Here is a 21287-nt window from a genome sequence, read left to right as displayed (position 1 = left end):
TATTATGTACCACTTTGTGTTAAACGGGTGGTTTATTTTGGGTAAGCTCTTGAAACAGTTTATTAATGGCTTTTTTCTCAATTCGTGAAACATAGCTTCTGGAAATACCGAAGATCTTTGCAACCTCCCGCTGGGTTTTTCTCCTTTTCCCGCCAAGCCCATACCGCAGTTCCAATACCTTCCTATCCCTGCTGCTCAAACTTTTCAGCTTTTCAATGAGTCTGCGGGACTCAAAAAACTTTTCCACCAATTCAGAGACGGTATCCGGGTCTGTGCCCAGAATATCAATCAAAGTTATCTCATTCCCTTCTTTATCTGTACCGATGGGGTCATAAAGATAGACTTCACTTCTGCTCTTTTTCGATGCGCGCAGGAACATTAGGATCTCGAAGCTGAAGTCATGACCCTGCGGGAATATATGCCAAACAGATGCACGGGGGACGGTTCCTGGCGCATTTCTGCATAGGACAATCTGTCGAAAACGTAAAATTAATTGAAGGGAGAGGTGAAGGGAGAGGTTGGTGATGAAGGAAAAGTGGCAGGAGCAGCCGGTGATACGGATGGTTTTTGTAGGGGGTGTTGGTTTAAAGACAGCCTTCCAGCTGCTGGCCAAAAAAGTTTTAGAGGAAAGGAAGGAGGAACAGAAACAAAATTGCGCGCCGCCATCTACGTCAGAGTGAGTACAGAGGAGCAGGCTGTGCACGGGTACAGCCTTGCCGAGCAAAGAGAGGCCTGCAGACAGCGAGCCGCGGAGTTAGGAGCGGTGGAAATTTTACTGTATGCTGATGAAGGGGCTTCCGGGGCTACACTGGACAGGCCGGGGCTGGATGCCCTGCGTGAGGCGGTGAGGATGGGGACGGTGAACACCCTGGTTTTACGAGATCCGGATCGCCTGTCCCGCAGGCTGGCACATCAGCTTTATCTCAGTGAAGAGTTTGAAAAAGCAGGTGTACAGCTGGAGTTTCTTGATTTCGAGTGGAAAACCACACCGGAGGGCCGGTTGTTTTACGCCATCAAGGGAGCGATTGCAGAATATGAACGGGAAAAAATCCGCGAGCGGGTAACGCGAGGGAAACTCCAGAAGGCGCGGCAGGGGGGCATACCGGTTAATTTCGATGTTTATGGTTACCGGTATGACACGGAAACCGGAGAGGTATCACTTTATGATGAAGAAGCCGCGATCGTATGCAAGATGTTTCAGTGGTTCATCAGTGAGGATATCGGAATTGCAGCGGTAGCAAACCGCTTGAATGAGATGCAGGTCCCGACACGCAGGCGGGCACAATGTTGGCACCGGCAGGTGGTGCGTCAGATGTTAACCAATCCCGTCTTTATGGGTGAATGGAAATACGGAAAAACAGAATGGCATACCGGGCTGCCACGGCCGCCGGAGTCCGTAATTACCATCCCTGTTCCGCCTATAGTTGACCGCGAAACATGGGAAAAAGCCCAAGAAAAGATCAACTCAATTCGGCGATTATGGTCTAAAAAGGGGAGACGCAAATATTTGCTTTCAGGTTTGTTAACCTGTGATGACTGCGGAAATACAATGGGGGGATCTTATATCAACTGGTGGGGAAAAGCTGCCCGACGGTATACCTGTCGCCGATCAAAGGGCGCGTCTAATCAAGGCTGTTCTCCATCAAAGGCAATATCAGCTGATATTTTGGAACTGGCCGTTTGGGAACAGGTTAGGGTGTTTCTCTGGGATCCGTCTGCTATTGCCAGGGAAGCGGTGGCAAGACTGCCCAGGGAAAACGATCTTAAAGAGGAAAATGATAAGATAAAAAAACGGTTAAATAAATTGGAAAAGGGACGGGAAACCGTCCTGGATTCGATGGCTATGGGACTATTAGAGTTGGATGAAAAGGCCAAGTGCAGGTTGGTAGATATAAAACGAAGTGAAGAGAGGCTCAAGGCGAGGCAAGAGGAACTGGAGCATCTGCTGGCAGAAGCCAATGATGATACAATACAAACGGATGAACTGCATGACAGAGTTGTTTGTCTTCTTAACAGGCTTGATGAAATAAAATTTGAAGAAAAAACGAGCCCTGATCAGGGCTCTGCTTTCTCAAATCACCATCTCTGGAAGACCAACAGATGGTATTACTGTAACAATGGTGATTAAAGCCGAGGAACACCGGACTGCCACATTTTCCCGGGAGATCTTGTCATAAGGATCTCATTTTCGATGCAGCGTGCGGCATATGTAGCCAGTTTTGTTCCCCTGTCCGTATTAAAAGTATTGATTGCTTTGATTAGTCCGATGGTGCCGATAGAAATAAGGTCATCTGCGTCTTCTCCCACCCCATCAAATTTTTTGATAATATGAGCCACTAACCTCAAGTTATGTTCGATGAGGATGTTTCTTGCCTCTTCATCCCCCTCATCAAGGCGGCGTAAAAAGATGGCTTCATCCTCTTCGGAAAGCGGCCTTGGAAAGGCATTATTGCTGATATAGCCAGCTAAGAGGAAAACTATCCCCTGAAGAAAAGATAAAGCTGTTGCCAGGAACAGCCCTGAGACCACACATATCCCCTCCGGATTTTTGTCACATTTTAATAATATGGCAGATAGGGGTAAATGGTGCCTGTCTTTACAACATGATTTTATAACAGTTTTTTTTGACCGACTTGATATCCCCTTAAAACTGGTTTATGATTCTTATTAATACGAGTAGCCCATCTATAGTTTTCCTGTATTACCAGGTATATACAACTGCCTGCTTAAGAGGGAATGCAGGGAGGATGGCAGGGATATGCTAAATAAAACAGTGTTTAAATCAGGGGGCATCGTACATGCATCTTCTTATTCCCAGGAAAACATACAATTCGATTTTTGATATTCCCCTCAAAAAACTTTATGCTCTTGGGACCAAGGGTATCATAATTGACCTGGATAATACCTTAACCGAGTGGAACAACCCGGAGTTATCCGGTGATACCATTACCTGGATAGAGCGTGCCAAGGAAATCGGTTTCAAGTTGTGTTTTGTTTCCAATAATTCTGACCTCCGTGTACGGGAGGTGGCAGATGTTATAGAAATTCCCTTTGTGGCCAGGGCAGGAAAGCCGCGGCGCCACAGCTTTCGCAAGGCCATGGAGTTAATGCAGACGAAACCGGATACAACTGCAGTGGTGGGTGATCAGATTTTTACGGATATCCTGGGGGGAAACAGGCTCGGGCTGTTTACAATTCTGGTTACTCCGATAAGCAGAAAAGAATTTATCGGTACCCGGCTGGTGAGGGTTATTGAAAGATTAATTCTCAAACACAGCAGCAAACATGGACTTCTCTGAGCTTGTTTGTTGGCAGTAGGATCTTCCAACTTGGATGGACTGCATCGGATTTGGGGGCGGTTTACGAGCAGTTTAAGCGTACGCCCATGCCGCTATAGGGCTATATTAGCAGAGGGTAAAAACTGAGGCCGAAGTCAGGGAATTGCGGAAGATAGTGTTTTCCTGTTACGAACGCTATTTTCAGGTGGGGGAGTGGATTTAATTGTCGAGTGTCATCATTGCTGATGACTATGCTGAGCTGAGGTCGCTGGTTGCTGCATTTTTGGATGCTTATTCTCCCGTTAAAGTTATCGGTGAGGCAAAACACGGAAGTGAAGCTGTGGAGATGGTTGAGCAACATAAGCCGCAGATAGTGCTCATGGATATTTTGATGCCGGTTATGGATGGTCTGACAGCAACACGGCTGATTAAAGAGCGGCACCCGCATGTGTTTGTAATTCTGTATTCCGGTGGAGATGATGAAGAGAACATCCGGAAGAGCAAAGAGGCAGGGGCGGATCTTTATTTGACAAAACCGCTCGATTTGGAAAAGCTAGTTGTTCAGATTAAGAGGCTTTTATCGCCTGCCAATAACGGGTAAAACAGGGGCGTTTTAGCGCCCCTGTCTGGTCAGGGCAAGGAGGTAGATTTCCTCGTCCTGAGTGCCGCCTCCAATGCTGTTTATTGCTTTTTCCGCATTCTGTAGTTTTTGTAGACCCTCTTCAGAAATATTTGCTACTTTCATTTCTGCCAGTGTATGTGCCAAATGATAACCCCCTTTTCGTATATAGTTATTATGATCAGGGGTTAAAATATTATGCGTTATGCGCGTGCATGCGCGTGCAAGGGGGACGGTTCCCGGCGCATTTCTGGATGTGGAGGGGAAGGTTTAGTTTCTAAAACGGATCAGATGAACCGTCCCTCTGATCTGTGATCTGACTCTGATCCATAGAATTGAGGGGAAAAATGATGGTTAGTGGCTCGACTAAGGTGTTTGCGTTATTTGGGGACCCGGTAACTCATTCCCTCTCTCCGCTCATGCAGAATACAGCATTCAAGGCACTCAAGCTTGACTGTTGTTATCTACCTTTTTTGGTGCGCAGGGAGAGCCTTGCTGAAGCTGTAAGTGCTGTACGGGCGCTTAACCTGGGGGGAGTTAATCTGACTATCCCTCATAAAGAGCGGGTTTTGTCGTATCTGGATGAAGTCGATGAAGAAGCCAGGGTGATCGGGGCAGTCAATACAGTTGTCAATCGAGATGGGTATTTGTGCGGATATAACACAGATGCCCCTGGTTTTCTTGCCTCCCTGAAGTCCGTGGGCTTCGACGCAAAAGGGAAAAGGGTTGTTGTGATGGGAGCGGGTGGGGCGGCCAGAGCGGCTGTATTTGCCCTAGTGCATCAGGGAATATCTCATATCTATATCTGCAACAGGAATACAAGCAGGGGAGAGATGCTGGCTCGGGATCTGCGTAAAGCCGGAGCAGCTGTCGGTGTCAGTGATTATGGTGTTTCCTTCTCTGAGGCTTTGAAAAATGCGGATCTGCTTGTCAATGCCACACCTGTCGGTATGTACCCCAACCATAAAGAGAACCCTATCATCATGAGAGATCAATTACACCCGCGGCTTCTGGTCTGTGACCTGGTTTATAATCCACCACAGACAAGGCTTTTAGAAGAAGCGGCTGCCGCGGGGTGTGATGTCCTCAACGGAGTGGGGATGCTTGCCCATCAGGGGGCTTTGGCCTTTCAGTTGTGGACAGGGAAAAAAGCTCCTGTTGATTTAATGCACAGGGCAGTATTAGATGCCCTACTGAAGATGCGAATAGATAGTTAACCTGAATGGAAAATAGATTGGAGAAGATGAGTATGCTGCGTTTTCTGACTGCGGGTGAATCCCATGGCCCTGCCTTGACCGCTATTATCGAGGGGTTTCCGGCAGGGGTTGAGGTGCCAACGGAAAAGATCAATGCCCAGCTAAAGCGTCGGCAGTCCGGTTATGGCCGCGGTGGGCGTATGAAAATTGAAAAAGACAAGGTGAAGATCCTCTCTGGTGTGCGCGGGGGGTTAACACTGGGCAGCCCGATAGCACTGCAGATCACGAATTTGGACTGGAAGAACTGGAGGGAAGTGATGTCCAGTGACCCGGATGAGTATGCAGCGGAAAAGGCGGCTGACAGGGCATTGACGAGGCCGAGACCAGGGCATGCGGACCTGGCCGGGGGCTTCAAGTACGGCCATTATGAGGACATGCGCAGTGTTCTGGAAAGAGCCAGTGCCAGGGAAACTGCGGTCAGGGTTGCTGTGGGGACAGTAGGACGCATTCTGATCGAGTCCCTGGGATGCAGCATTCTTAGTCATGTTGTGCAGATCGGAAGGGTGGAGTCAGCGGATTATCCTGCATCGTACACTGAATTGGCGGATCAAGCCTCTTCTTCTCCGGTGGGCTGTGCAGACCCCGCGGCTGCCTCAGCAATGATGGAGGAAATCGATGGAGCGGCAAAGAGCGGTGATACACTGGGTGGTGTTTTCGAGGTTATCTGTACCGGCTTACCCCCGGGAATAGGGAGTTATGTCCACTGGGACCGGCGCCTGGATTCTCGTATGGCTGCTGCAGTTCTGGGAATACCCTCTGTCAAGGGTGTGGATTTCGGGCTGGGCTTCCGGGGTGCCGGGGTTCTTGGATCTAGATATCATGACGAGATCCGCTGCACTCCACAGGGTAAGCTTTACAGGCCCACCAACCGCGCCGGTGGACTTGAGGGTGGGGTTTCCAATGGAGAACCCCTGGTCTTGCGAGCTGTTGTTAAACCTATTCCGACACTGGGCAGGCCTTTAGCCAGTGTTGACCTGAAAACCAAAGAGGAAAGCCTGGCAGCCTTCGAACGGAGCGACACCTGTATCGTTCCCGCTGCTGCAGTGATTACAGAGGCGGTTGTCGCCTGGGAGATAGCGGCAGCTGTTTTGGAGAAATTCGGCGGTGATACCCTGACAGAGATCAAGGAGCACTATCAGCGGTACCTTGCCTATATCAGGCAGTTTTAAAATTCAGGACGGCGTGATTATCTTACTAATATCAGGCAGTTATGATAGCCTCCGGAGGGGTTTTATGAAAAAAAGCAATATTGTCTTAACCGGCTTTATGGGAGTCGGGAAAACTGAGGTAGGGCGGCGGTTGGCTGAACTGCTGGAGATGAAGTTTATCGATACCGATACAGCTGTAGAGTCAGCGGTAGGGATGAAGATCCCAGATATCTTTCAAAAATATGGGGAAGAGCGCTTCCGCTGTGAGGAAGCAGCTGTTATACGCAAGGCAGCTCTTTGCAGCAACTGTGTGATTGCTACCGGGGGTGGTGTTGTCCTTAACCCCGAAAATATGCGGGCACTGCGGGAAAAGGGCATGATCATTCTTCTTTCAGCACAGCCGTCGGTGATCGCCGACCGGGTGATGAAGACCGCCAAGCGGCCGCTCCTGCAAGGTGATGACCTGAACGAGCGCATCCGAAATCTTTTGTCAGAAAGACGCCCCCTACTACCAGGACTGTGATGATCGGGTTGACACCTCAGAGCTGAGTATAGAGCAGGTGGTAGAGCGAATAATCTCACTTTTAGATGAAAATCAGGAAACTGGAGAGGCCGGTATTTTGGAAACAGTACAGGTTGACCTCAAAGAGCGCGGTTACTCGATCAAAATCGGGGCAGGAAATCTTGAATGCCTGGGGGAAGCCATGGCTGCTCTCGAGCCCTTACAAGATGTGAAGAGCGTTCTGGTAGTCACAGATGAGCGAGTGGGTCCCCTGTACGGAAAACAGGTGCTGGGTTCTTTGAAAAGGGCGGGTTTTATACCCCTGTATCACCAACTGCCTGAGGGAGAGGAATACAAATCCCTGGAATCGGCGGATCAGCTGTATACAGCAGCAATCGAGAACGGCCTTGACCGGGAGAGCGCGGTGGTTGCCCTGGGCGGCGGGGGTAGTCGGTGATCTGGCGGGCTTTGTGGCCAGCACCTATATGCGGGGTATATCACTGATCCAGGTGCCTACTACACTGCTGGCACAGGTGGACAGTTCTGTGGGAGGGAAGGTTGCGGTCAACCATCCGCTGGGCAAGAACATGATCGGCTCATTTTATCAGCCACAGCTGGTGTTCATAGATGTCCATGTTCTGAAAACACTTGCTCCCCGTGAGGTGCGGGCGGGGCTAGCGGAAGTGATCAAGTATGGTGTGATCCATGATGGTGACTTTTTCAGCTATTTGGAGGGGCAACTGCAGCAGATACTTGCACTGGATGAGGGTGTTTTGTCTTATGTTATCAAAAAATCCTGTGCAATAAAGGCGAGGGTTGTAGAAGAGGATGAGCGGGAGGATGGTGTGCGCGCCTTCCTCAATTTCGGGCATACCATCGGGCATGCACTGGAAGCCCTCACTTTTTATCGCAATTACCGGCATGGAGAGGCGGTTGCTGCAGGGATGGTGGCAGCAGCTGAAATAGCAGTAGAGAGGGGTTTGCTGGAGGAGGAAGAAAAGAACCGTTTGAAAAAACTGCTGGACAGGGCGGGACTCCCTGTCACTGTGCCCCTGGCAGCCGATGAAATTCTAAGCATTCTTCCCCGGGATAAAAAGGCGCGTCATGGCAGGCCGCGCTTTGTACTGCCCCTGGCACTGGGGAGTGTGAATCTGTTTGAAGATGTCGAAACAGATGAAATCAGAGCAGCCTTGGAAAGATGCCGCAAGACTGAATAGATCGCCTTGCCTTTATATCTGGTTAATTAGGCTGCCGGTCTCATATTATAGCTATCCAGTGCTGTTACCGAAATCATTTCCCGGCCTGTGATGATGGCTGTTGTTATCAAGGGGACCTGCCTGTTGATGGGCAAAGGTGAAAGCAATCTCAGATGAAATTCTGTAAGATATTTATATTTTTACTTACAGATAAGGAATATTTTTGTTATTATAAGAACTTATGTAGAATAAACACGCAGGTCAATAAAAACGCTGGAATTTCCGGCGTTTTTTAATATTTCCATTTCGAGTAAATATGGCAGGAGTTTACACATATATGGCGAATATAACCATTTACAAAATGCATCTGACATTTTAGTGGTTGGCATTTTAGTGGTTGGTGGTTAGTAGTTGGTCGTTGGAAAAAGATGTTTATGCAATAATAATCACGTGCAGAGGGATATCCTCAGTGCAGCGGAATGGTAGCAGTTGGTCGTTGGAAAGGGAAGTTAGGGCAGGGCGTGTTGCAAGTGTGAGCGCTAATTTTGGATGGATCTGCTGGTGTTCTGGAATTTTGGGTGTTCGGTTGTCATGTAATCTAATGGAGATGATGCTGATGAGTGCGTTGAAGCGGTTTTCTAATACAGATCAATTAAATATGCAGAGAGGACTTGATCCGGAAACCACAAATATGGTGCCGGATCAAATTGTCCGCAGGTGCGGTATGGTGCTCTTGGATGATCTTGACCTTGAACCGGTTGAAGTTGCAGGCAAAGATATCGAGGCCCTAATCACCAGGTATTTTGAGTTGCCGGAGGTCAAAAAGGCCATTTTAGAAGTGGATGAAGTTGTGGGTGAAGGATCCGCTGCCGATTCCCCGATCATTCAACTTGTTAACACCATCATACTCAAGGCTGTCCATGAGGGAGCCAGTGACATCCATATTGAGCCCTTTAAGGATCAGGTTCTGGTGCGTTTTCGGGTTGATGGGGTGCTGCACCGCAGATATAAACTGCCCTGCCGGATCATCTTTCCCCTTGTATCACGCCTCAAGGTGATGGCTAATTTGGATATCACCGAACGCAGGCTCCCACAGGACGGCCGCATTCCGCTTGATCTGTCCAGTTGTGACCTTGATCTGAGGATATCCACAGTACCGACTATTTTCGGGGAAAAGGTTGTTATTCGCATTTTTGATAAAGGGAGCATCAAAAACTACACTCTAGAAAATCTTGATTTTTCACCGACAAATTACAAAATGATGCAGGGTTTTCTGAATAGCACAAGCGGGCTACTGCTAGTGACGGGTCCCACAGGAAGCGGCAAAACGACCACACTTTACACAGCCCTTGAGAAGATCAGCAGTGTGGAAAAAAATATTGTGACCGTTGAGGATCCTGTGGAGTATGTGCTGGAAGGTGTCAACCAGACACAGATCAACAGCAAAGCGGGAGCCACCTTTGCCACATATCTGCGGTCGATCTTACGGCAGGACCCGGATGTGATCATGATCGGGGAAATCCGCGATCTGGAAACAGCGGAGATCGCAGTTCGTGCAGCCTCAACAGGTCACCTGGTGTTATCTACAATGCACACCAGTGATGCGCCTGGGGCACTGATGAGACTTGTAGACATGGGTGTTGAGCCATTTATGGTTGCTTCTTCAGTATTGGGTGTGGTTTCTCAGCGGCTGGTGCGCCGTGTATGCACCCACTGTCAGGAAAGCGGACAGATGAGTGAGCTGGAACTCTCATTAGTGGGGGTTGTTGGCGATGAAAAGAATGTGCGGTTCTCTCAGGGGTGCAGTAAGTGTGCCTATACCGGGTACCGCGGCCGCAGTGCCATCCATGAGGTCCTGAAAGTCTCCGGGACATTACAAAAATTAATCTTACAGCGGGCTTCTGTATCTGAATTGAGGAGTGCTGCCCTGGATGATGAGATGATTTCCATTAAAGAGGATGGCATCTGGAAGGCAGCGCGAGGAATTACCACAATCCAGGAGCTCATGCGGGTAACCGGTGAAGAGGAAATTCTGACAAAAGCCAGGAAAGTGCTGGTTCGTCGATAGGGAGGTGTCTTGGTGGAGTTCTCTTTTCACTATCAAGCCAGGAACCTTGATGGGGAAGCTGTAAGCGGAAGGGTTGAGGCAGAGACGCGGCAGGCCGCTCTCGGGCTCCTGCGCTCCCGGAATCTTTTTGTGGTGAAAATATCCCAGGCCCGAGCTGGAAAGAGAAGGCTTTCTGTGCCCAGGGGAAGGGTCAGGGTGAAAGAGTTGGCTATCTTCTGCCGTCAGTTCGCCGTCATGAACGCAGCCGGGATTCACTTGCTTCAGTCCCTGCATGACTTAAGGGAGCAAACAACCGACCGCTTATTGCAGAAGATCATCAGTGAGGCAGTTGTTTCCCTGGAAAAAGGCAAAAGTCTTACTGAGGCATTTATGATCAACAGTGGCTCCTTACCACCCATTATGATCAACATGCTGATGGCAGCAGAGGCCAGCGGCTCCCTGGATCTGACACTACAGCGCTTGGCTGAGAATTTTGAAAAAGAGATGCAGGTGCGGGGGAAAATCCAATCCGCTCTGGCCTATCCTGTCCTTGTAGCTGTGGTCGCCCTTATGGCTGTTGCTGTACTGCTCATCTATGTTGTTCCTATTTTTGTTGATGTTTTTGATCAGGTAGGAGCCAGCCTCCCCGCAGCAACACGTCTGCTGCTGGTCTTAAGCAGCATTCTGCGGCACTACTCACACCTGATTGTGCTCTCTTTTGCACTCTTATTCGTGGCCATGAAGTACATCCAAAAAATAAGAATTGTTTTTACCATGAGGGACATGCTCCTTCTCAGGCTGCCTGGGGTTGGCTCGATTGCAACAGGTGTCACCATATCAAGGTTTGCACATACCCTGTCTATGTTATTGCATAGTGGCATACCACTGTTGGAGTCTCTGGATATTGTGGAAAAGGTGATCGGAAACAGCATCGCTGCTTCAGAGATAGCAGAGGCGCGCCGGCAGGTAGAGGTAGGGGAAAGCATAGCCCCGGCATTCCTGAAAAGCAGAGTTTTCCCCAGGATGGTTACCAGTATGATTGCCGTCGGTGAGGAATCAGGTGCGCTTGTAGATATCCTGGATAAGCTGGGCAGCTATTATGATCAGGATGTGGATTTTGGCATTACCAGGCTGGCCAGTCTGCTGGAACCGGTGTTAATCACTGTTGTAGGCCTTATGGTGGGCTTTATCGCTTTGTCTATTTACCTGCCCCTGTTCGGGCTTTCTGGTTCGCTGTAGCTGTGAAAGAAAGATTAACGATAGAGGGGTTAGGGTTGACAAGGAGGCTTTCCGGTTCATTGTAGCTGTGAAAGGGGAAGAGGCCATTTGCATGAAAAGGGTTTTACCTTGATGGAAATGATCGTAGTGCTGGTGATCATTGGTCTGCTGATCTCTGGGGGGATTGGCTTTTACAATGGTTTTATAGAAAACTCCAAAGTGATCAAGGCAAAGAGCCAGATTTCCGTTATGCAGGGAGCAGTGGACAGCTGGTATGCAGAACATGGCCTTTACCCGACAAACCTGGATGATCAGATGCTGGCAGGTCTGGACACAGAAGCCAAAGACCCCTGGGGCAAGGAGTACCTGATTGTTGTAACATCTGAGGGGGGTACAGATAACTGTTATGTCATCAGAACAGGATATGAGCAGATTCATCAAAATAAGGTGGTGGCGGGACGCGGAAAAAACGGGAGGTCAGAAGAGCCGTCGCTTGTGGATGCTACTTAATATTTCGTTGCTCACTGCGCTATCAAAACTACCGCATAAGGTTCTTGATATACGGCAGCAGTATGGCAGCACCCTGATCGAGGTGTTGGCAGCAATAGTGATTATGGCAGTAGTCTCTCTGTCAATGATTAATCTGTTTACATGTGGCACCCTTTTTGTTGCCACCGCTTCACAGGATATCAATGCTCTCAACAGAGCTCAGGAAGTTCTGGAAGAGATCAAAGCTATTAAGAATTCCCAGAGGGGTTTTGCCCTGGGTGGTGACAGTAATTCCATTGCCCTGGACGGTGAGGGGGTAGATTTCTCCGGTGAGTACATGGTGGCACTTACCGATGGGGTGGGCGCCGGGCAGATAAGAAAAATAGCCGGCTTCGATCCCAGTTCCGGCAGAGCCATTGTAGAACCCTGTTGGGTTGTTCCTCCGGTGCCTCAGGAAACCACCTATCTGCTTCTGCGCGACAGGCCCTACCGGGATAATTTGAGGATTATCGCTGCTGACAGTGCCTTTAACCTTCATAAGGTAACAGTAATTTTTATTAAGCAGAATGGGCAGGATGGGGAAGAATCCAGAGAGATTTCCCTGACCACGGAAAAGTGCTGGTGGTAGATGATGAGCGATCAGCGCGGTCAGCGCGGCTTCACCCTTGTGGAAATGATCATAGCTATGACGATCTTTGCCTTTCTGTTCACTGTTATTTCTTACATCCAGGCGAGGGGTGCTGCGAGTTATGCTGTTACCAGTCAAAGGGTTGAGGTGGAGGAAAGTCTGCGTATAGCTCTCAACAAGATGAGCAGTGAGCTCAAAGAAGCAGAGGCCGGCAGTATCAGTATCACCAATAACGGGCAGCAAATCAACTTTGTCAGAAATGCTGAATTAGGGGCGTTCCGCTATGATGCCCTTGATCAGGAGCTGGAAACATATGTTAACGGAGCATGGCTGCCCTTTGCCAGCAAAATCGCCGGGGTATCTTTCAGTTATGATCCGATCTGCATTTTATTGACATTGTTGTCCAGGGGGAAAGGGGTATAGGCGGGGGTTCAGGAGGCAGCAACAGGAGTGTATTTAGTGGTTGGTAAATGAGATGTGGGAAGTGGGAGGTTGGAGGTGTGAATACGTGCAAGGGGGACAGTTTAGTGGTTAGTCGTTGGTGGTTGGTCGTTGGAAAAAGGATGTTTGGGCGGGATGGTTTATGAACGGGGAACAGACGGCTTAAGGTATATGCGTGGTGAACACCTCATTGGCGGGGTGGTGTATGCAGCGGACAGATCATTGTCGGGAAGGCTTATGCGTGGAGAATGGCTTTAGTTTTGAAGATTGGTGGGGTGTGTGATTGTGGTGAAAGATAACAGGGGGCAGGGGTTGGCTCTGGTGATCATTATTACTGCTTTTATATTTGTGATGGGAAGTGGTGCAGTTGCACTAGCCACATCGCTTCGCAAAAATGCAGGGATGGAGATCTGTCAGAAAAAGGCCTACTATATCGCTGAGGCGGGGATCGAAAAGGCTGTTTTTATTGTTATGATGTGGGCAGCTCTCTTCGGAATTTCCGGAGTCTGATCAGGTAGTGGATCTGGTTCCTGAGCACATTTCCTCCGCTTATGCCGGTGGATCAATAGAGCATGTCAAGGTATCCAGGGAGAGTGGGGAGAGTGGAAACAACAGTGAGCTCATTCTGATAGAAAGCTGGGGTACTTACCAGGAGGCATGCTGCATACTGCAGGCAATGATCAGAGTGGACAGGTCGCTGGATTTCGGTAGGGGGCTGTGTATATCATCTCCCAGCGAAAAGCCTTCTGTTTTCTCTCCCGGATGCAGGATCATATCGGAGCTTTATAATACCGATGGTGCACTGAATATTTCCGATAGCACGGTAAATGGCGACATATATACCGGCGGTGATCTCACAATGTCAGGTGATACTCATCTGGCAGGCGATATCAATGGAGAGGGAATGTTTACAGCTTGCCCCAACTGCCGCGTTGTTGGAAATGTTCAGGTAACAGGGGATGTGCAGGTTGAGGATGATGTTGTGATAGAGGGGGATATCAGAGCGGCAGGGGATGTCTATATCCGGAAAGCGGCTGTCAGCGGGAGCATCTGGTCCAACGGCGAAATCTTTGTGGAGCAGGGGGGACAGGTGGAGGGCGGAATCTATCCGGGACAGGCCATGGAACTGGATGTTGCTCTTCCTTTCTTTCCCGAGGTGGACCTTTCCTTTTTTCGCAGGGGTGCTGATCAGATTTTAAAGGGTACCCAGCAGCTTCATGGCATTCTGCATTTTGACGGTGTCACCTTTATTGAAGGTGATCTGGAGATTGCCGGGGACTATACAGGGAAAGGAATCCTTGTTGTTGACGGATCTGTTGGTATTTCCGGTGATCTGCTTCCAGTTGGGATACAGGACTCACTCTGCATTCTGGCTGCAGGACCGGTAACCTGTGCCGATGGGTCGTGTCTATCGCTGTTGGTTTATGGGAAGGATGACCTCTCTTTGGGTGAGGGGAGCAGGTTTCAGGGAAGTATCACCGCATATACCCTGCGGATGTGCAATAATGCTGAATTTATCTATGATGGCGATTTAGTGGATTAATTTTTTGCCTTCTAGTTTTGTCACAGTGAGCATTCTGTCCTGGAAGAAGGGGAGTCGATGAAAAGCGAAACCTTTATAGGTGTTGATATCGGAACATCCCGGATCAAGGCTGCTGAGGTGCAGGTAAATGATGCAGGATCTGAAATTGTAGCACTAAAGGAGTGCCCTACCCCTGCAGGGCAGGATGATGATCTTGTCTTAGCCATAAAAGAGATGGTTCATCCCAGGACAAGGGGTGTGATCACCTGTATCGGTGAAGGGGATCTCATCCTTCGTGTAGTGCAGTTTCCTCAATTGAAAAAAAAGGAACTGGAAGCAGCGGTAAGACATGAAATGGAAAGGCTGCTCCCCTCCCCTGAAAAGATGATAATCAGGCATGTGCCTCTGGGTGCCGCACAGCCAGGTCAAGCTCAGGAACTCCTGCTGCTTGCTGTACAAGAGGATACAGTCTATCGCAGCTATAAACTCTTTTCGCAGGCCGGAGTTTTATTAACAGCTATCGACCTCTCTGCCTTTGCCTTGTGGCGTCTTTTTGGCAGGGATACCCGGGACAGCAGGGTGATCATTGATTGCGGGGCAAAATTCACCACAATTGTAATCGTTAACAAGGGGGTAATCAGGATGATCAGGTCGATTTCAGCAGGTGGTGACCTTTTGCAGAAGACTTCTGATAATTTTACTGCTCTGAGCGCCATTGCCGGTGAAATCCACCGCTTACTCGTCCATTACTCTAACCTGGAAGAGGTTTGTTTGGAAAAAGTGGTGATGACCGGCGGAAACAGCAAACCGGAAGGGCTTTTGGATTATTTACAGGATCTGTTTGAGGTACCCGTAGAACAGGGAAGAGTTGTTATACCTGAACTGCAGCATAAAGAGATAGACCCGTCATTTGCTGTTGCAGTGGGTCTTGCCATAAGAGAGGTAATCAGATGAGCTCACTAAACTATAAAACAAATTTTCTACCCCTTGAGCTTCAGGGCATAGCTTTACATAAATATCGCTGCCTGGCTGTGGGAACTGTTCTGCTGGCAGTTGTTTTCCTTTGCAGCTGCTGGATGCTGTCTGGAAGGTGTGCCAGCTTGAAAAGCGAACTGGTCATCGTCCAAAAAGAGATTCAGGATCGCGCCCCGGCTTACAAGAACGCAGCATTAATAAAAAAAAGAAATGTGCAGCAGCAGAAAGGCTCTGCCAGGAATACACAGCGATCATCTCCCGTAGACAGGAATGGTCCAAGATGCTCATTGATCTGAACCGTATCGCACCTGCTGATCTGTGGTTGGTGGAATTGGAGATAGGGGAGATAGGCAGCCAGCAGCAGAAAAGCGATTCAAAAAAAAGAATCCTCAGAAAAAGAACTCTTTGGTAAAGAGATCATTATGAAAGGCAATACAGGTGACTTATCAGCTGTGGGCGTATTTCTCATCGAACTGGGAAAGCTGCCCTGCTTTCAGCAGCTAGCTCTGGATAACGTCACCTGTACAACTGGCGGGATGAGTTTTCAGATTACAGCTTCTGTCAAAGAGGTTAAATAAAATGAGGCCAGTTACACAGATTCACGGTAAGTTAAGGCTTGTCTTTCTGTTCACAGCAGTTATCTGCTGTTTGGCATTGTTGCTCCTTATTGTTCAGTCATGGGGATACATACAGCTGACAAAGGAACTGGTGACTGCCCGCCAGAAGTTGGCTCATACCGACGGTGTGATCAATGCTATAGAAAACCGGCAGGGGAAGCTGCTGGAACTCCACAGCAAGATAGCAGATCTTGAGAAGCTATTTCAAGTGGAAATGCGAGATGGGGCACACCTGTTCCTCTTGGGACAGCTGTCAAAAGCTATGGGCGTTGAGATTAACGGTGTTGAACCGGAAAAAATCAAAGAACACCCACAGATAATAGAGATTCCCCTGGTGCTCAGCGTCAAAGGAAATTACCTTGATATTCTGGCATTCTGCCAGGAACTGGAGGACAATTCCCTGCAGAATTTAACGGTGATCAGGCACATCAAGGTCACTGCGGGACGAAAAAGCCCGGAAAAGGGGCGTGCTTTTGAAGTTATAGATCCTGCAGATGCTCCGGAGTTGGTGAATGCGGAATTGGGGATTTCCATTTATACAGCAAAAAACCCACAAAACAAATACAGCTTTGACTGGGAAAAGGGCAGTCAACCCAGTATTTTTCACCATCAGGCAGCCTTGCCTGAACTTATACAGCCGGAAGAGGGATCACAACCACAACCATGATGAAGAAAAGATTGGTCAGGCAAAACAGCATCTATAAGGCTGTACACGGCTTTACCATTATTGAAGTGGTAGTTGTCCTGCTGATCACCGGTATTGTGTTTATTACAGCCAGCCCTCTCACCGGAAAAGCTGCCGCCAGCTTTAATTTACGGCATACAGCTTTCCAGATGGCCGAAGATATTAGGGAGTTGCAGCAGAGGGCATTGAGTGAAAGCAGTCACCAGTACCTGATCGAATTTTATCCGGATCACTATATAATGAAAAAGTCTATTCATCCCGTAAATATCAGGATTGCCACGGTTCACTTGCCAAACACGATCAGGGTAGAACACACCAATTTCCCAGAGGATCAGATCCGGTTTTCAGAAAAGGGCACCCCCAGCCCGGCTGGTGGCTCAATCAAAATTACTGATCAGGCTACAGGCAAATGCAAGTTTGTCATTATTGCCTCAATCACCGGCAGAGTGCGGGTGAGCGACAAGCCCCCAGACCATTAAGCCGCTTTTCCGCCAGGAATATCAGGCTGATTCAGGATCAGCGACAAGCCCTCAGACTTTTAAAAAAAAGCGGGTGGTTTTGCAAAATCCCCTTGAGCAACTCGAAAAGTCGTGATATGTTGAAATTAGTAAAAAATGAGAAGGGGGTTTTTATTTGGATGCCTACATCCTGTTTTTGGCTGATCACTATATTTCTTCTGGGATTGTGTACAGGCAGTTTTCTCAATGTGGTGATCTATCGCTTGCCCCGTGGGGAATCAATAACCCTGGACAGATCCCACTGCCCTTCCTGTGGGAAACAGTTGAGCTGGTATGATCTGATACCTGTCTTCAGTTATCTTATACTCCTGGGGAAATGCCGGGCATGCCACTCCCGTATATCTCTCAGATATCCGCTTGTCGAACTCCTGACTGGGATTATTTTTGCTGTTCTTTTCCTTTACTTCGGGATAAATGCTGTTTTACTTAAATACCTTTTCCTGAGCGCTCTCCTGGTGGCAGTTACCTTTATTGACCTTGAGCACTACATCATTCCCAACTCCCTGGTGATTACAGGGCTTATTGGAGGCGTTATTTTAAATGTAGCTGCCAGGGATGTGGGAGCTGTCTCCGCTCTGATCGGTATACTTGTCACCTCCGGTTTTCTGCTGCTGATAGCACTGGTCAGCAAGGGGGGGGATGGGGGGAGGGGATATCAAGTTAGCTGCAGTGACCGGACTATTTTTGGGTTGGCCACATGCTCCCCTGGGCCTTTTTTTAGGGGCGTGTGTGGGAGGTTTATTGGCGATTATCCTGCTGTTGTTCGGTCTCAGAGGAAGAAAAGACCCACTCCCCTTTGGGCCATTTATTGCTATAGGGACTTTTATTGCTTTTCTATATGGTGCTGAAATAATTAATTGGTACTTGCAATATTTTCAGATAAATTAGGTTATAGATCCCGAATTAATTACAATGCTTGTAAAAACTTGTTGTTTTTATTGACATAAAGGAAAACATTGATAGTATATTAATTGGTTAACTAATATAAACAGGTTTTATAGTTATTTATAACATTTATAGGTGTATTTATAGGAATATATCTATTTTTAGACATCATTTATCAGTGAATAACCGCCTTTTTAATATCTTACTATTTACCGTGATTTATCAAATCGATTAATGTTAAATTTTGAGGCACCAAGGAAGAGCAAAACCAATTAGTACATGGAGGAAATACCAGGTGAAAAACGAGACAAATAGCACTGTTTCCCAACAGGATTATCCTGTAGATCTGAATAAGCTGCTTACCCTGACAGTAGAGAAAGGATCTTCTGATCTTCACCTGACAGCCGGAGCACCTCCCATAGCTAGAACTTACGGCAAGTTAACACCCTTTGATTTTCCAAAACTGAGCCCCAGGGATGTAGAAAATTTGGTGTTTCCTATCTTGGAGCCGCAGCAGCGTCAGGAGTTTACGGAAAAATGGGAACTTGATTTTTCTTATTCCATACAGGGTTTCAGCCGCTTTCGCGGCAACATGATGCGGCAGAGGGGAAGCCTTGCTGTGGCACTGCGTGTTGTACCTTATCAGATTCCAGCTATCGATTCCCTCAATTTGCCGTCTTGTATTGAAGAGTTGTGCAACCTTCCCAGAGGGCTGATCCTGGTCACAGGCCCTACAGGAAGCGGAAAATCAACAACACTGGCAGCTATGATCAATTATATAAACGAAAACCGCAGTTTGAATATAGTTACTGTGGAGCAGCCCATTGAATTTTTACACCATCATAAAAAATCGATAGTTAAACAAAGGGAAGTGGGTTCAGATACCCATTCCTTCGGAGATGCCCTGAGGCATGTCTTGCGCCACGACCCCGATGTGATCCTGATCGGTGAGATGCGTGACCTGGAGAGCATTTCTATAGCATTGACTGCCGCGGAAACAGGACACCTGGTATTATCGACACTGCATACACAAACCGCACCACTTGCAATCCACCGCATTATCGATGTCTTTCAAGAACACATGCAGAACCAGGTGCGCCAGCAGTTAGCTGATTCACTGCAGGGGATTATTTCTCAGCAGTTGCTGCCGCGGGCAGATGATCAGGGGATGGCCCTGGCCACAGAAGTGTTGCTGGCTACCAGCGCTGTGCGCAATATGATCCGGGATGGGAAGGAGTACCAGCTCTATACCTGTATTCAAACAGGTCATATGCAAGGAATGAGAACAATGGACCAATCCCTGGCCGAACTGTACAGGGCAGGTAAGATCACCAGGGAAAGCGCCCTTTTGCGTTGTGTTTCCAAAACAGAGTTGGAACGCCTGCTCGGCAAAGTGTAATACCCAGGAAAGGGTGAGATGATGGGTCTTTATTTCTATGAAGTTGTGGACAGGATGGGAAGGTCTGGCAGCGGCCAGATGGCCGCAGACGATGAGATGATAGTTGCAGAAAAGCTTCGCGATATGGGGTTAACTGTCTTGGATATCAATAAGGTGCGTCAGTCGTCTTTGAGCACCCTTTTCAAGAGAAAACCCAAAGTGGGTATCGGTGACCTCGCCCTGTTTAGCAGGCAACTGCAGACACTCCTGGAGGCAGGGATTCCTTTGACCAGGGGATTATATACCTTGAGCAACCAGGTTGCCAATCGCGGTTTTAGTGAGGTATTAGGAGAGATAGCTCAACATGTGGACACCGGGATGAGTTTTTCCGATTCATTAAGCAACTACCCGGAGATTTTCCCTTCACTGTTTGTCAATATGATCAGATCCGGTGAAATCAGCGGCAACCTCGATGAGATCTTAAAACAGCTTGCTGAACAAATGGAACGGGAAAAAAGTTTGAGGGACAATATTAAATCCGCTACCTTTTATCCGATTGTCGTATTGTGTTTTGCACTACTGGTGGTAATTGGGATGCTGGTCGGGGTTGTACCGGTCTTTATGAAGTTCTTCCCACCGGATATGGTGCTGCCACTGCCAACCAGGATCATCGTCGGCATCTCCAATTCAGTCCGTCACTACTGGTATTTATATATTATTGTTACTATCGCTATCGTTTACGGTGTCCGCTATTATCTGCAGACCCCATCAGGCAGCCGCAGCTGGGATCAGGTTAGATTCAAGCTGCCTGCTTTTGGGCCGCTCCTTTACCGCACTGTCATGGCCCGCTTTACCAGGGTCATGTCAACCCTCCTGGCGGGAGGCCAGTACTGACGCATCAAAATGTTTAAAAATCTTGCGAGTACAAAAACTGGCGTTTTTATCACCGATTCCGAAGTTTTTTAGAAAAATATCCGTTCTACATGTGGCGGCACATCCTTTTCAAGCTATTTTGCTCCTTTTAACCTACTATAGCACCTTCAAATGGGCATACGGGTAGTGTACACCGTATTGAAACCGCTATGTTGAATAGAATTGCTAAGCTGCCGTTGGCCTTATTTTCCAATCATCATCCTGAACCAATCGCAGTTGGCCTGGGGATTTCATTAACTTGCGAATTCGCTTTGTATCTAAGGAATTGTAAATCATGTTTTTACGAAACTTTTCAATGAGTCTCCGAAACCCAACTTTTTTAGCATGTTCGGTTAGGCAAACCGAATGAAGCACCATTTCATTGAGCATCCGGCCAATATGCATCAAGTAGTGATATCCCTTCATTGCATTCCAGTTATGAGAAAAGATATGTTCGTAATGGTATCCTTGGTCTTTTTCTTTGAGAATGGTGTTCTCCTGAAGCCAACGCTTTCGGGCTATCAAATTGGAACGCGCGTGGATATTCGTCTTTTTGATTGGGTCACTGGAAATCCAAGCGTAACGGGTAGTTTTCGTTACCCCGCGACATGTTACAAGTTCGATCTCTTCCCAGCTTTCCTTACATATCACCACATGGATCTTTAAAATTTTAGCTCTCCTGTAACCATACTCATAATCGATATCGTTGACCCATCGAAACGTCTGCTGTCGCCCCTGCCATATTCGCTCATAGTAGTTTTCTCTTTTGGTATCCAAGCGCATCAGCCCGTTAACTTCTTCCCATACTGAAGGCAGTGAATCGTCTTTGAGTACAATCATAAATTGTCCATTTGTTCTTGCGGCAGATTTCTATTACCGGCCCATTCCGCATAACAGCCCATCTAAAAGTACGTGTAAGCCGACATGTCCATTGGGAACTTCTTTTTTAAGTCCGACTGTTAAGCCAAGCCGT

Annotated in this window: 26 protein-coding genes and 3 pseudogenes; 25 read left to right on the top strand and 4 right to left on the bottom strand. The window is 48.0% G+C overall.

Going from position 1 to position 21287, the window contains the following annotated elements; genetic code table 11:
- Positions 1-19 precede the first annotated feature (19 nt).
- Positions 20-388, bottom strand: a pseudogene (locus SSCH_RS13145) (sigma-70 family RNA polymerase sigma factor); the annotation flags it as partial.
- 136 nt (positions 389-524) lie between these two features.
- On the opposite strand from SSCH_RS13145, the gene SSCH_RS18430 reads away from it, so the two are divergent.
- Both SSCH_RS18430 and SSCH_RS13140 read left to right on the top strand, forming a co-directional pair.
- On the top strand, positions 525-680 hold the full coding sequence (locus SSCH_RS18430; RefSeq protein ID WP_156972294.1) for a hypothetical protein: 156 nt from the start codon (positions 525-527) through the stop codon (positions 678-680).
- The gene (locus tag SSCH_RS13140; RefSeq protein ID WP_156972293.1) at positions 677-2128 is read left to right on the top strand and encodes a recombinase family protein; all 1452 of its coding nucleotides are present in this window, start codon (positions 677-679) and stop codon (positions 2126-2128) included. The genes SSCH_RS18430 and SSCH_RS13140 overlap by 4 nt, the downstream gene beginning before the upstream one ends.
- Positions 2129-2151: 23 nt before the next feature.
- Here the strand turns inward: SSCH_RS13140 and SSCH_RS13135 are convergent.
- Positions 2152-2511, bottom strand: a pseudogene (locus tag SSCH_RS13135) (sigma-70 family RNA polymerase sigma factor); the annotation flags it as partial.
- 287 nt (positions 2512-2798) lie between these two features.
- On the opposite strand from SSCH_RS13135, the gene SSCH_RS13130 reads away from it, so the two are divergent.
- Together SSCH_RS13130 and SSCH_RS13125 are read left to right on the top strand one after the other, a co-directional pair.
- Complete coding sequence (locus SSCH_RS13130; RefSeq protein ID WP_044665855.1) at positions 2799-3299, top strand: YqeG family HAD IIIA-type phosphatase; 501 nt, start codon at positions 2799-2801, stop codon at positions 3297-3299.
- A gap of 202 nt (positions 3300-3501) precedes the next feature.
- Positions 3502-3879: a response regulator transcription factor gene (locus SSCH_RS13125; RefSeq protein ID WP_052835655.1), complete on the top strand. Its 378-nt coding sequence runs from the start codon at positions 3502-3504 to the stop codon at positions 3877-3879.
- Between the two features lie 12 nt (positions 3880-3891).
- On the opposite strand, the gene SSCH_RS18425 is transcribed toward SSCH_RS13125, so the two are convergent.
- On the bottom strand, positions 3892-4044 hold the full coding sequence (locus SSCH_RS18425) for a hypothetical protein (RefSeq protein ID WP_156972291.1): 153 nt from the start codon (positions 4042-4044) through the stop codon (positions 3892-3894).
- Positions 4045-4244: 200 nt separating this feature from the next.
- Between SSCH_RS18425 and SSCH_RS13120 the strand changes: the two genes are divergently transcribed.
- The 21 genes and pseudogenes from SSCH_RS13120 to SSCH_RS13035 all read left to right on the top strand — a co-directional run bounded on the left by SSCH_RS13120 (position 4245) and on the right by SSCH_RS13035 (position 20296).
- Entirely contained in the window at positions 4245-5114 is an 870-nt protein-coding gene (locus tag SSCH_RS13120) for a shikimate dehydrogenase (protein WP_044665854.1), read from the top strand.
- A 35-nt stretch (positions 5115-5149) separates the two neighbouring features.
- Positions 5150-6322: a chorismate synthase gene (gene aroC / locus SSCH_RS13115; protein ID WP_198142475.1), complete on the top strand. Its 1173-nt coding sequence runs from the start codon at positions 5150-5152 to the stop codon at positions 6320-6322.
- A gap of 64 nt (positions 6323-6386) precedes the next feature.
- The gene (locus SSCH_RS18420; RefSeq protein WP_232294477.1) at positions 6387-6824 is read left to right on the top strand and encodes a shikimate kinase; all 438 of its coding nucleotides are present in this window, start codon (positions 6387-6389) and stop codon (positions 6822-6824) included.
- A 37-nt stretch (positions 6825-6861) separates the two neighbouring features.
- The gene (locus SSCH_RS20450; RefSeq protein WP_232294476.1) at positions 6862-7260 is read left to right on the top strand and encodes a dehydroquinate synthase/iron-containing alcohol dehydrogenase family protein; all 399 of its coding nucleotides are present in this window, start codon (positions 6862-6864) and stop codon (positions 7258-7260) included.
- A complete protein-coding gene (gene aroB / locus SSCH_RS13105) occupies positions 7232-8020 on the top strand; it encodes a 3-dehydroquinate synthase (RefSeq protein ID WP_084711184.1) in 789 nt (262 codons plus the stop codon). The genes SSCH_RS20450 and aroB overlap by 29 nt, the downstream gene beginning before the upstream one ends.
- 595 nt (positions 8021-8615) lie before the next feature.
- A complete protein-coding gene (locus SSCH_RS13100) occupies positions 8616-10067 on the top strand; it encodes a GspE/PulE family protein (protein WP_052835654.1) in 1452 nt (483 codons plus the stop codon).
- A gap of 12 nt (positions 10068-10079) precedes the next feature.
- Positions 10080-11285, top strand: coding sequence for a type II secretion system F family protein (locus SSCH_RS13095; RefSeq protein ID WP_044665852.1), 1206 nt, complete (start codon positions 10080-10082; stop codon positions 11283-11285).
- A gap of 87 nt (positions 11286-11372) precedes the next feature.
- A complete protein-coding gene (locus SSCH_RS16965; protein ID WP_052835653.1) occupies positions 11373-11774 on the top strand; it encodes a type II secretion system protein in 402 nt (133 codons plus the stop codon).
- Positions 11764-12381 carry a type IV pilus modification PilV family protein gene (locus SSCH_RS13085; protein ID WP_044665851.1) on the top strand — a complete coding sequence of 206 codons (618 nt, stop codon included), beginning with the start codon at positions 11764-11766 and terminating at the stop codon, positions 12379-12381. Before SSCH_RS16965 ends, SSCH_RS13085 begins: the two co-directional genes overlap by 11 nt.
- Positions 12382-12804 (top strand): PilW family protein, encoded by a 423-nt coding sequence (locus tag SSCH_RS13080; protein ID WP_084711182.1) that lies wholly within the window; start codon positions 12382-12384, stop codon positions 12802-12804.
- A gap of 303 nt (positions 12805-13107) precedes the next feature.
- Positions 13108-13332 (top strand): hypothetical protein, encoded by a 225-nt coding sequence (locus SSCH_RS13075; RefSeq protein WP_156972290.1) that lies wholly within the window; start codon positions 13108-13110, stop codon positions 13330-13332.
- Positions 13333-13339: 7 nt separating this feature from the next.
- Positions 13340-14365, top strand: coding sequence for a bactofilin family protein (locus SSCH_RS13070; RefSeq protein ID WP_044665848.1), 1026 nt, complete (start codon positions 13340-13342; stop codon positions 14363-14365).
- A gap of 57 nt (positions 14366-14422) precedes the next feature.
- Positions 14423-15298: a pilus assembly protein PilM gene (pilM, locus tag SSCH_RS13065; protein ID WP_044665847.1), complete on the top strand. Its 876-nt coding sequence runs from the start codon at positions 14423-14425 to the stop codon at positions 15296-15298.
- Entirely contained in the window at positions 15295-15615 is a 321-nt protein-coding gene (locus SSCH_RS13060; RefSeq protein ID WP_044665846.1) for a hypothetical protein, read from the top strand. Before pilM ends, SSCH_RS13060 begins: the two co-directional genes overlap by 4 nt.
- 126 nt (positions 15616-15741) lie before the next feature.
- Entirely contained in the window at positions 15742-15897 is a 156-nt protein-coding gene (locus tag SSCH_RS18415) for a hypothetical protein (protein WP_156972289.1), read from the top strand.
- Position 15898: 1 nt separating this feature from the next.
- Positions 15899-16603 (top strand): type 4a pilus biogenesis protein PilO, encoded by a 705-nt coding sequence (locus tag SSCH_RS13055; RefSeq protein WP_044665845.1) that lies wholly within the window; start codon positions 15899-15901, stop codon positions 16601-16603.
- On the top strand, positions 16600-17100 hold the full coding sequence (locus SSCH_RS16960; RefSeq protein ID WP_052835652.1) for a type II secretion system protein: 501 nt from the start codon (positions 16600-16602) through the stop codon (positions 17098-17100). The genes SSCH_RS13055 and SSCH_RS16960 overlap by 4 nt, the downstream gene beginning before the upstream one ends.
- Positions 17031-17723, top strand: a pseudogene (locus SSCH_RS21495) (prepilin peptidase); the annotation flags it as partial. The gene SSCH_RS16960 and the pseudogene SSCH_RS21495, both read left to right, overlap by 70 nt.
- A gap of 55 nt (positions 17724-17778) precedes the next feature.
- Positions 17779-18027 (top strand): prepilin peptidase, encoded by a 249-nt coding sequence (locus SSCH_RS22075; RefSeq protein WP_232294475.1) that lies wholly within the window; start codon positions 17779-17781, stop codon positions 18025-18027.
- Positions 18028-18319: 292 nt separating this feature from the next.
- Positions 18320-19423, top strand: a complete 1104-nt coding sequence (locus tag SSCH_RS13040) for a type IV pilus twitching motility protein PilT (protein ID WP_084711181.1) — start codon at positions 18320-18322, stop codon at positions 19421-19423.
- Between the two features lie 18 nt (positions 19424-19441).
- Complete coding sequence (locus SSCH_RS13035; RefSeq protein ID WP_052835651.1) at positions 19442-20296, top strand: type II secretion system F family protein; 855 nt, start codon at positions 19442-19444, stop codon at positions 20294-20296.
- Positions 20297-20500: 204 nt separating this feature from the next.
- On the opposite strand, the gene SSCH_RS13030 is transcribed toward SSCH_RS13035, so the two are convergent.
- Positions 20501-21154: a hypothetical protein gene (locus SSCH_RS13030; protein WP_044665844.1), complete on the bottom strand. Its 654-nt coding sequence runs from the start codon at positions 21152-21154 to the stop codon at positions 20501-20503.
- Positions 21155-21287: the final 133 nt, after the last annotated feature.

The sequence above is a fragment of the Syntrophaceticus schinkii genome, from assembly GCF_000946815.1.
GTDB lineage: Bacteria > Bacillota > DSM-12270 > Thermacetogeniales > Thermacetogeniaceae > Syntrophaceticus > Syntrophaceticus schinkii.
The sequence above is the reverse complement of the archived record's forward strand: the minus strand, read 5'-3'. Positions and strand labels throughout refer to the sequence as shown.

Coding starts and splice junctions, on each gene's coding strand:
- SSCH_RS18430 (WP_156972294.1), top strand. CDS start 525: ATGAAGGAAAAGTGGCAGGAGCAGCCGGTGATACGGATGGTTTTTGTA.
- SSCH_RS13130 (WP_044665855.1), top strand. CDS start 2,799: ATGCATCTTCTTATTCCCAGGAAAACATACAATTCGATTTTTGATATT.
- SSCH_RS13120 (WP_044665854.1), top strand. CDS start 4,245: ATGATGGTTAGTGGCTCGACTAAGGTGTTTGCGTTATTTGGGGACCCG.
- SSCH_RS18420 (WP_232294477.1), top strand. CDS start 6,387: ATGAAAAAAAGCAATATTGTCTTAACCGGCTTTATGGGAGTCGGGAAA.
- SSCH_RS13100 (WP_052835654.1), top strand. CDS start 8,616: ATGAGTGCGTTGAAGCGGTTTTCTAATACAGATCAATTAAATATGCAG.
- SSCH_RS13085 (WP_044665851.1), top strand. CDS start 11,764: ATGCTACTTAATATTTCGTTGCTCACTGCGCTATCAAAACTACCGCAT.
- SSCH_RS13080 (WP_084711182.1), top strand. CDS start 12,382: ATGATGAGCGATCAGCGCGGTCAGCGCGGCTTCACCCTTGTGGAAATG.
- pilM (WP_044665847.1), top strand. CDS start 14,423: ATGAAAAGCGAAACCTTTATAGGTGTTGATATCGGAACATCCCGGATC.
- SSCH_RS13060 (WP_044665846.1), top strand. CDS start 15,295: ATGAGCTCACTAAACTATAAAACAAATTTTCTACCCCTTGAGCTTCAG.
- SSCH_RS18415 (WP_156972289.1), top strand. CDS start 15,742: ATGAAAGGCAATACAGGTGACTTATCAGCTGTGGGCGTATTTCTCATC.
- SSCH_RS13055 (WP_044665845.1), top strand. CDS start 15,899: ATGAGGCCAGTTACACAGATTCACGGTAAGTTAAGGCTTGTCTTTCTG.
- SSCH_RS16960 (WP_052835652.1), top strand. CDS start 16,600: ATGATGAAGAAAAGATTGGTCAGGCAAAACAGCATCTATAAGGCTGTA.
- SSCH_RS22075 (WP_232294475.1), top strand. CDS start 17,779: ATGGGGGGAGGGGATATCAAGTTAGCTGCAGTGACCGGACTATTTTTG.
- SSCH_RS13035 (WP_052835651.1), top strand. CDS start 19,442: ATGATGGGTCTTTATTTCTATGAAGTTGTGGACAGGATGGGAAGGTCT.
- SSCH_RS13030 (WP_044665844.1), bottom strand. CDS start 21,154: ATGATTGTACTCAAAGACGATTCACTGCCTTCAGTATGGGAAGAAGTT.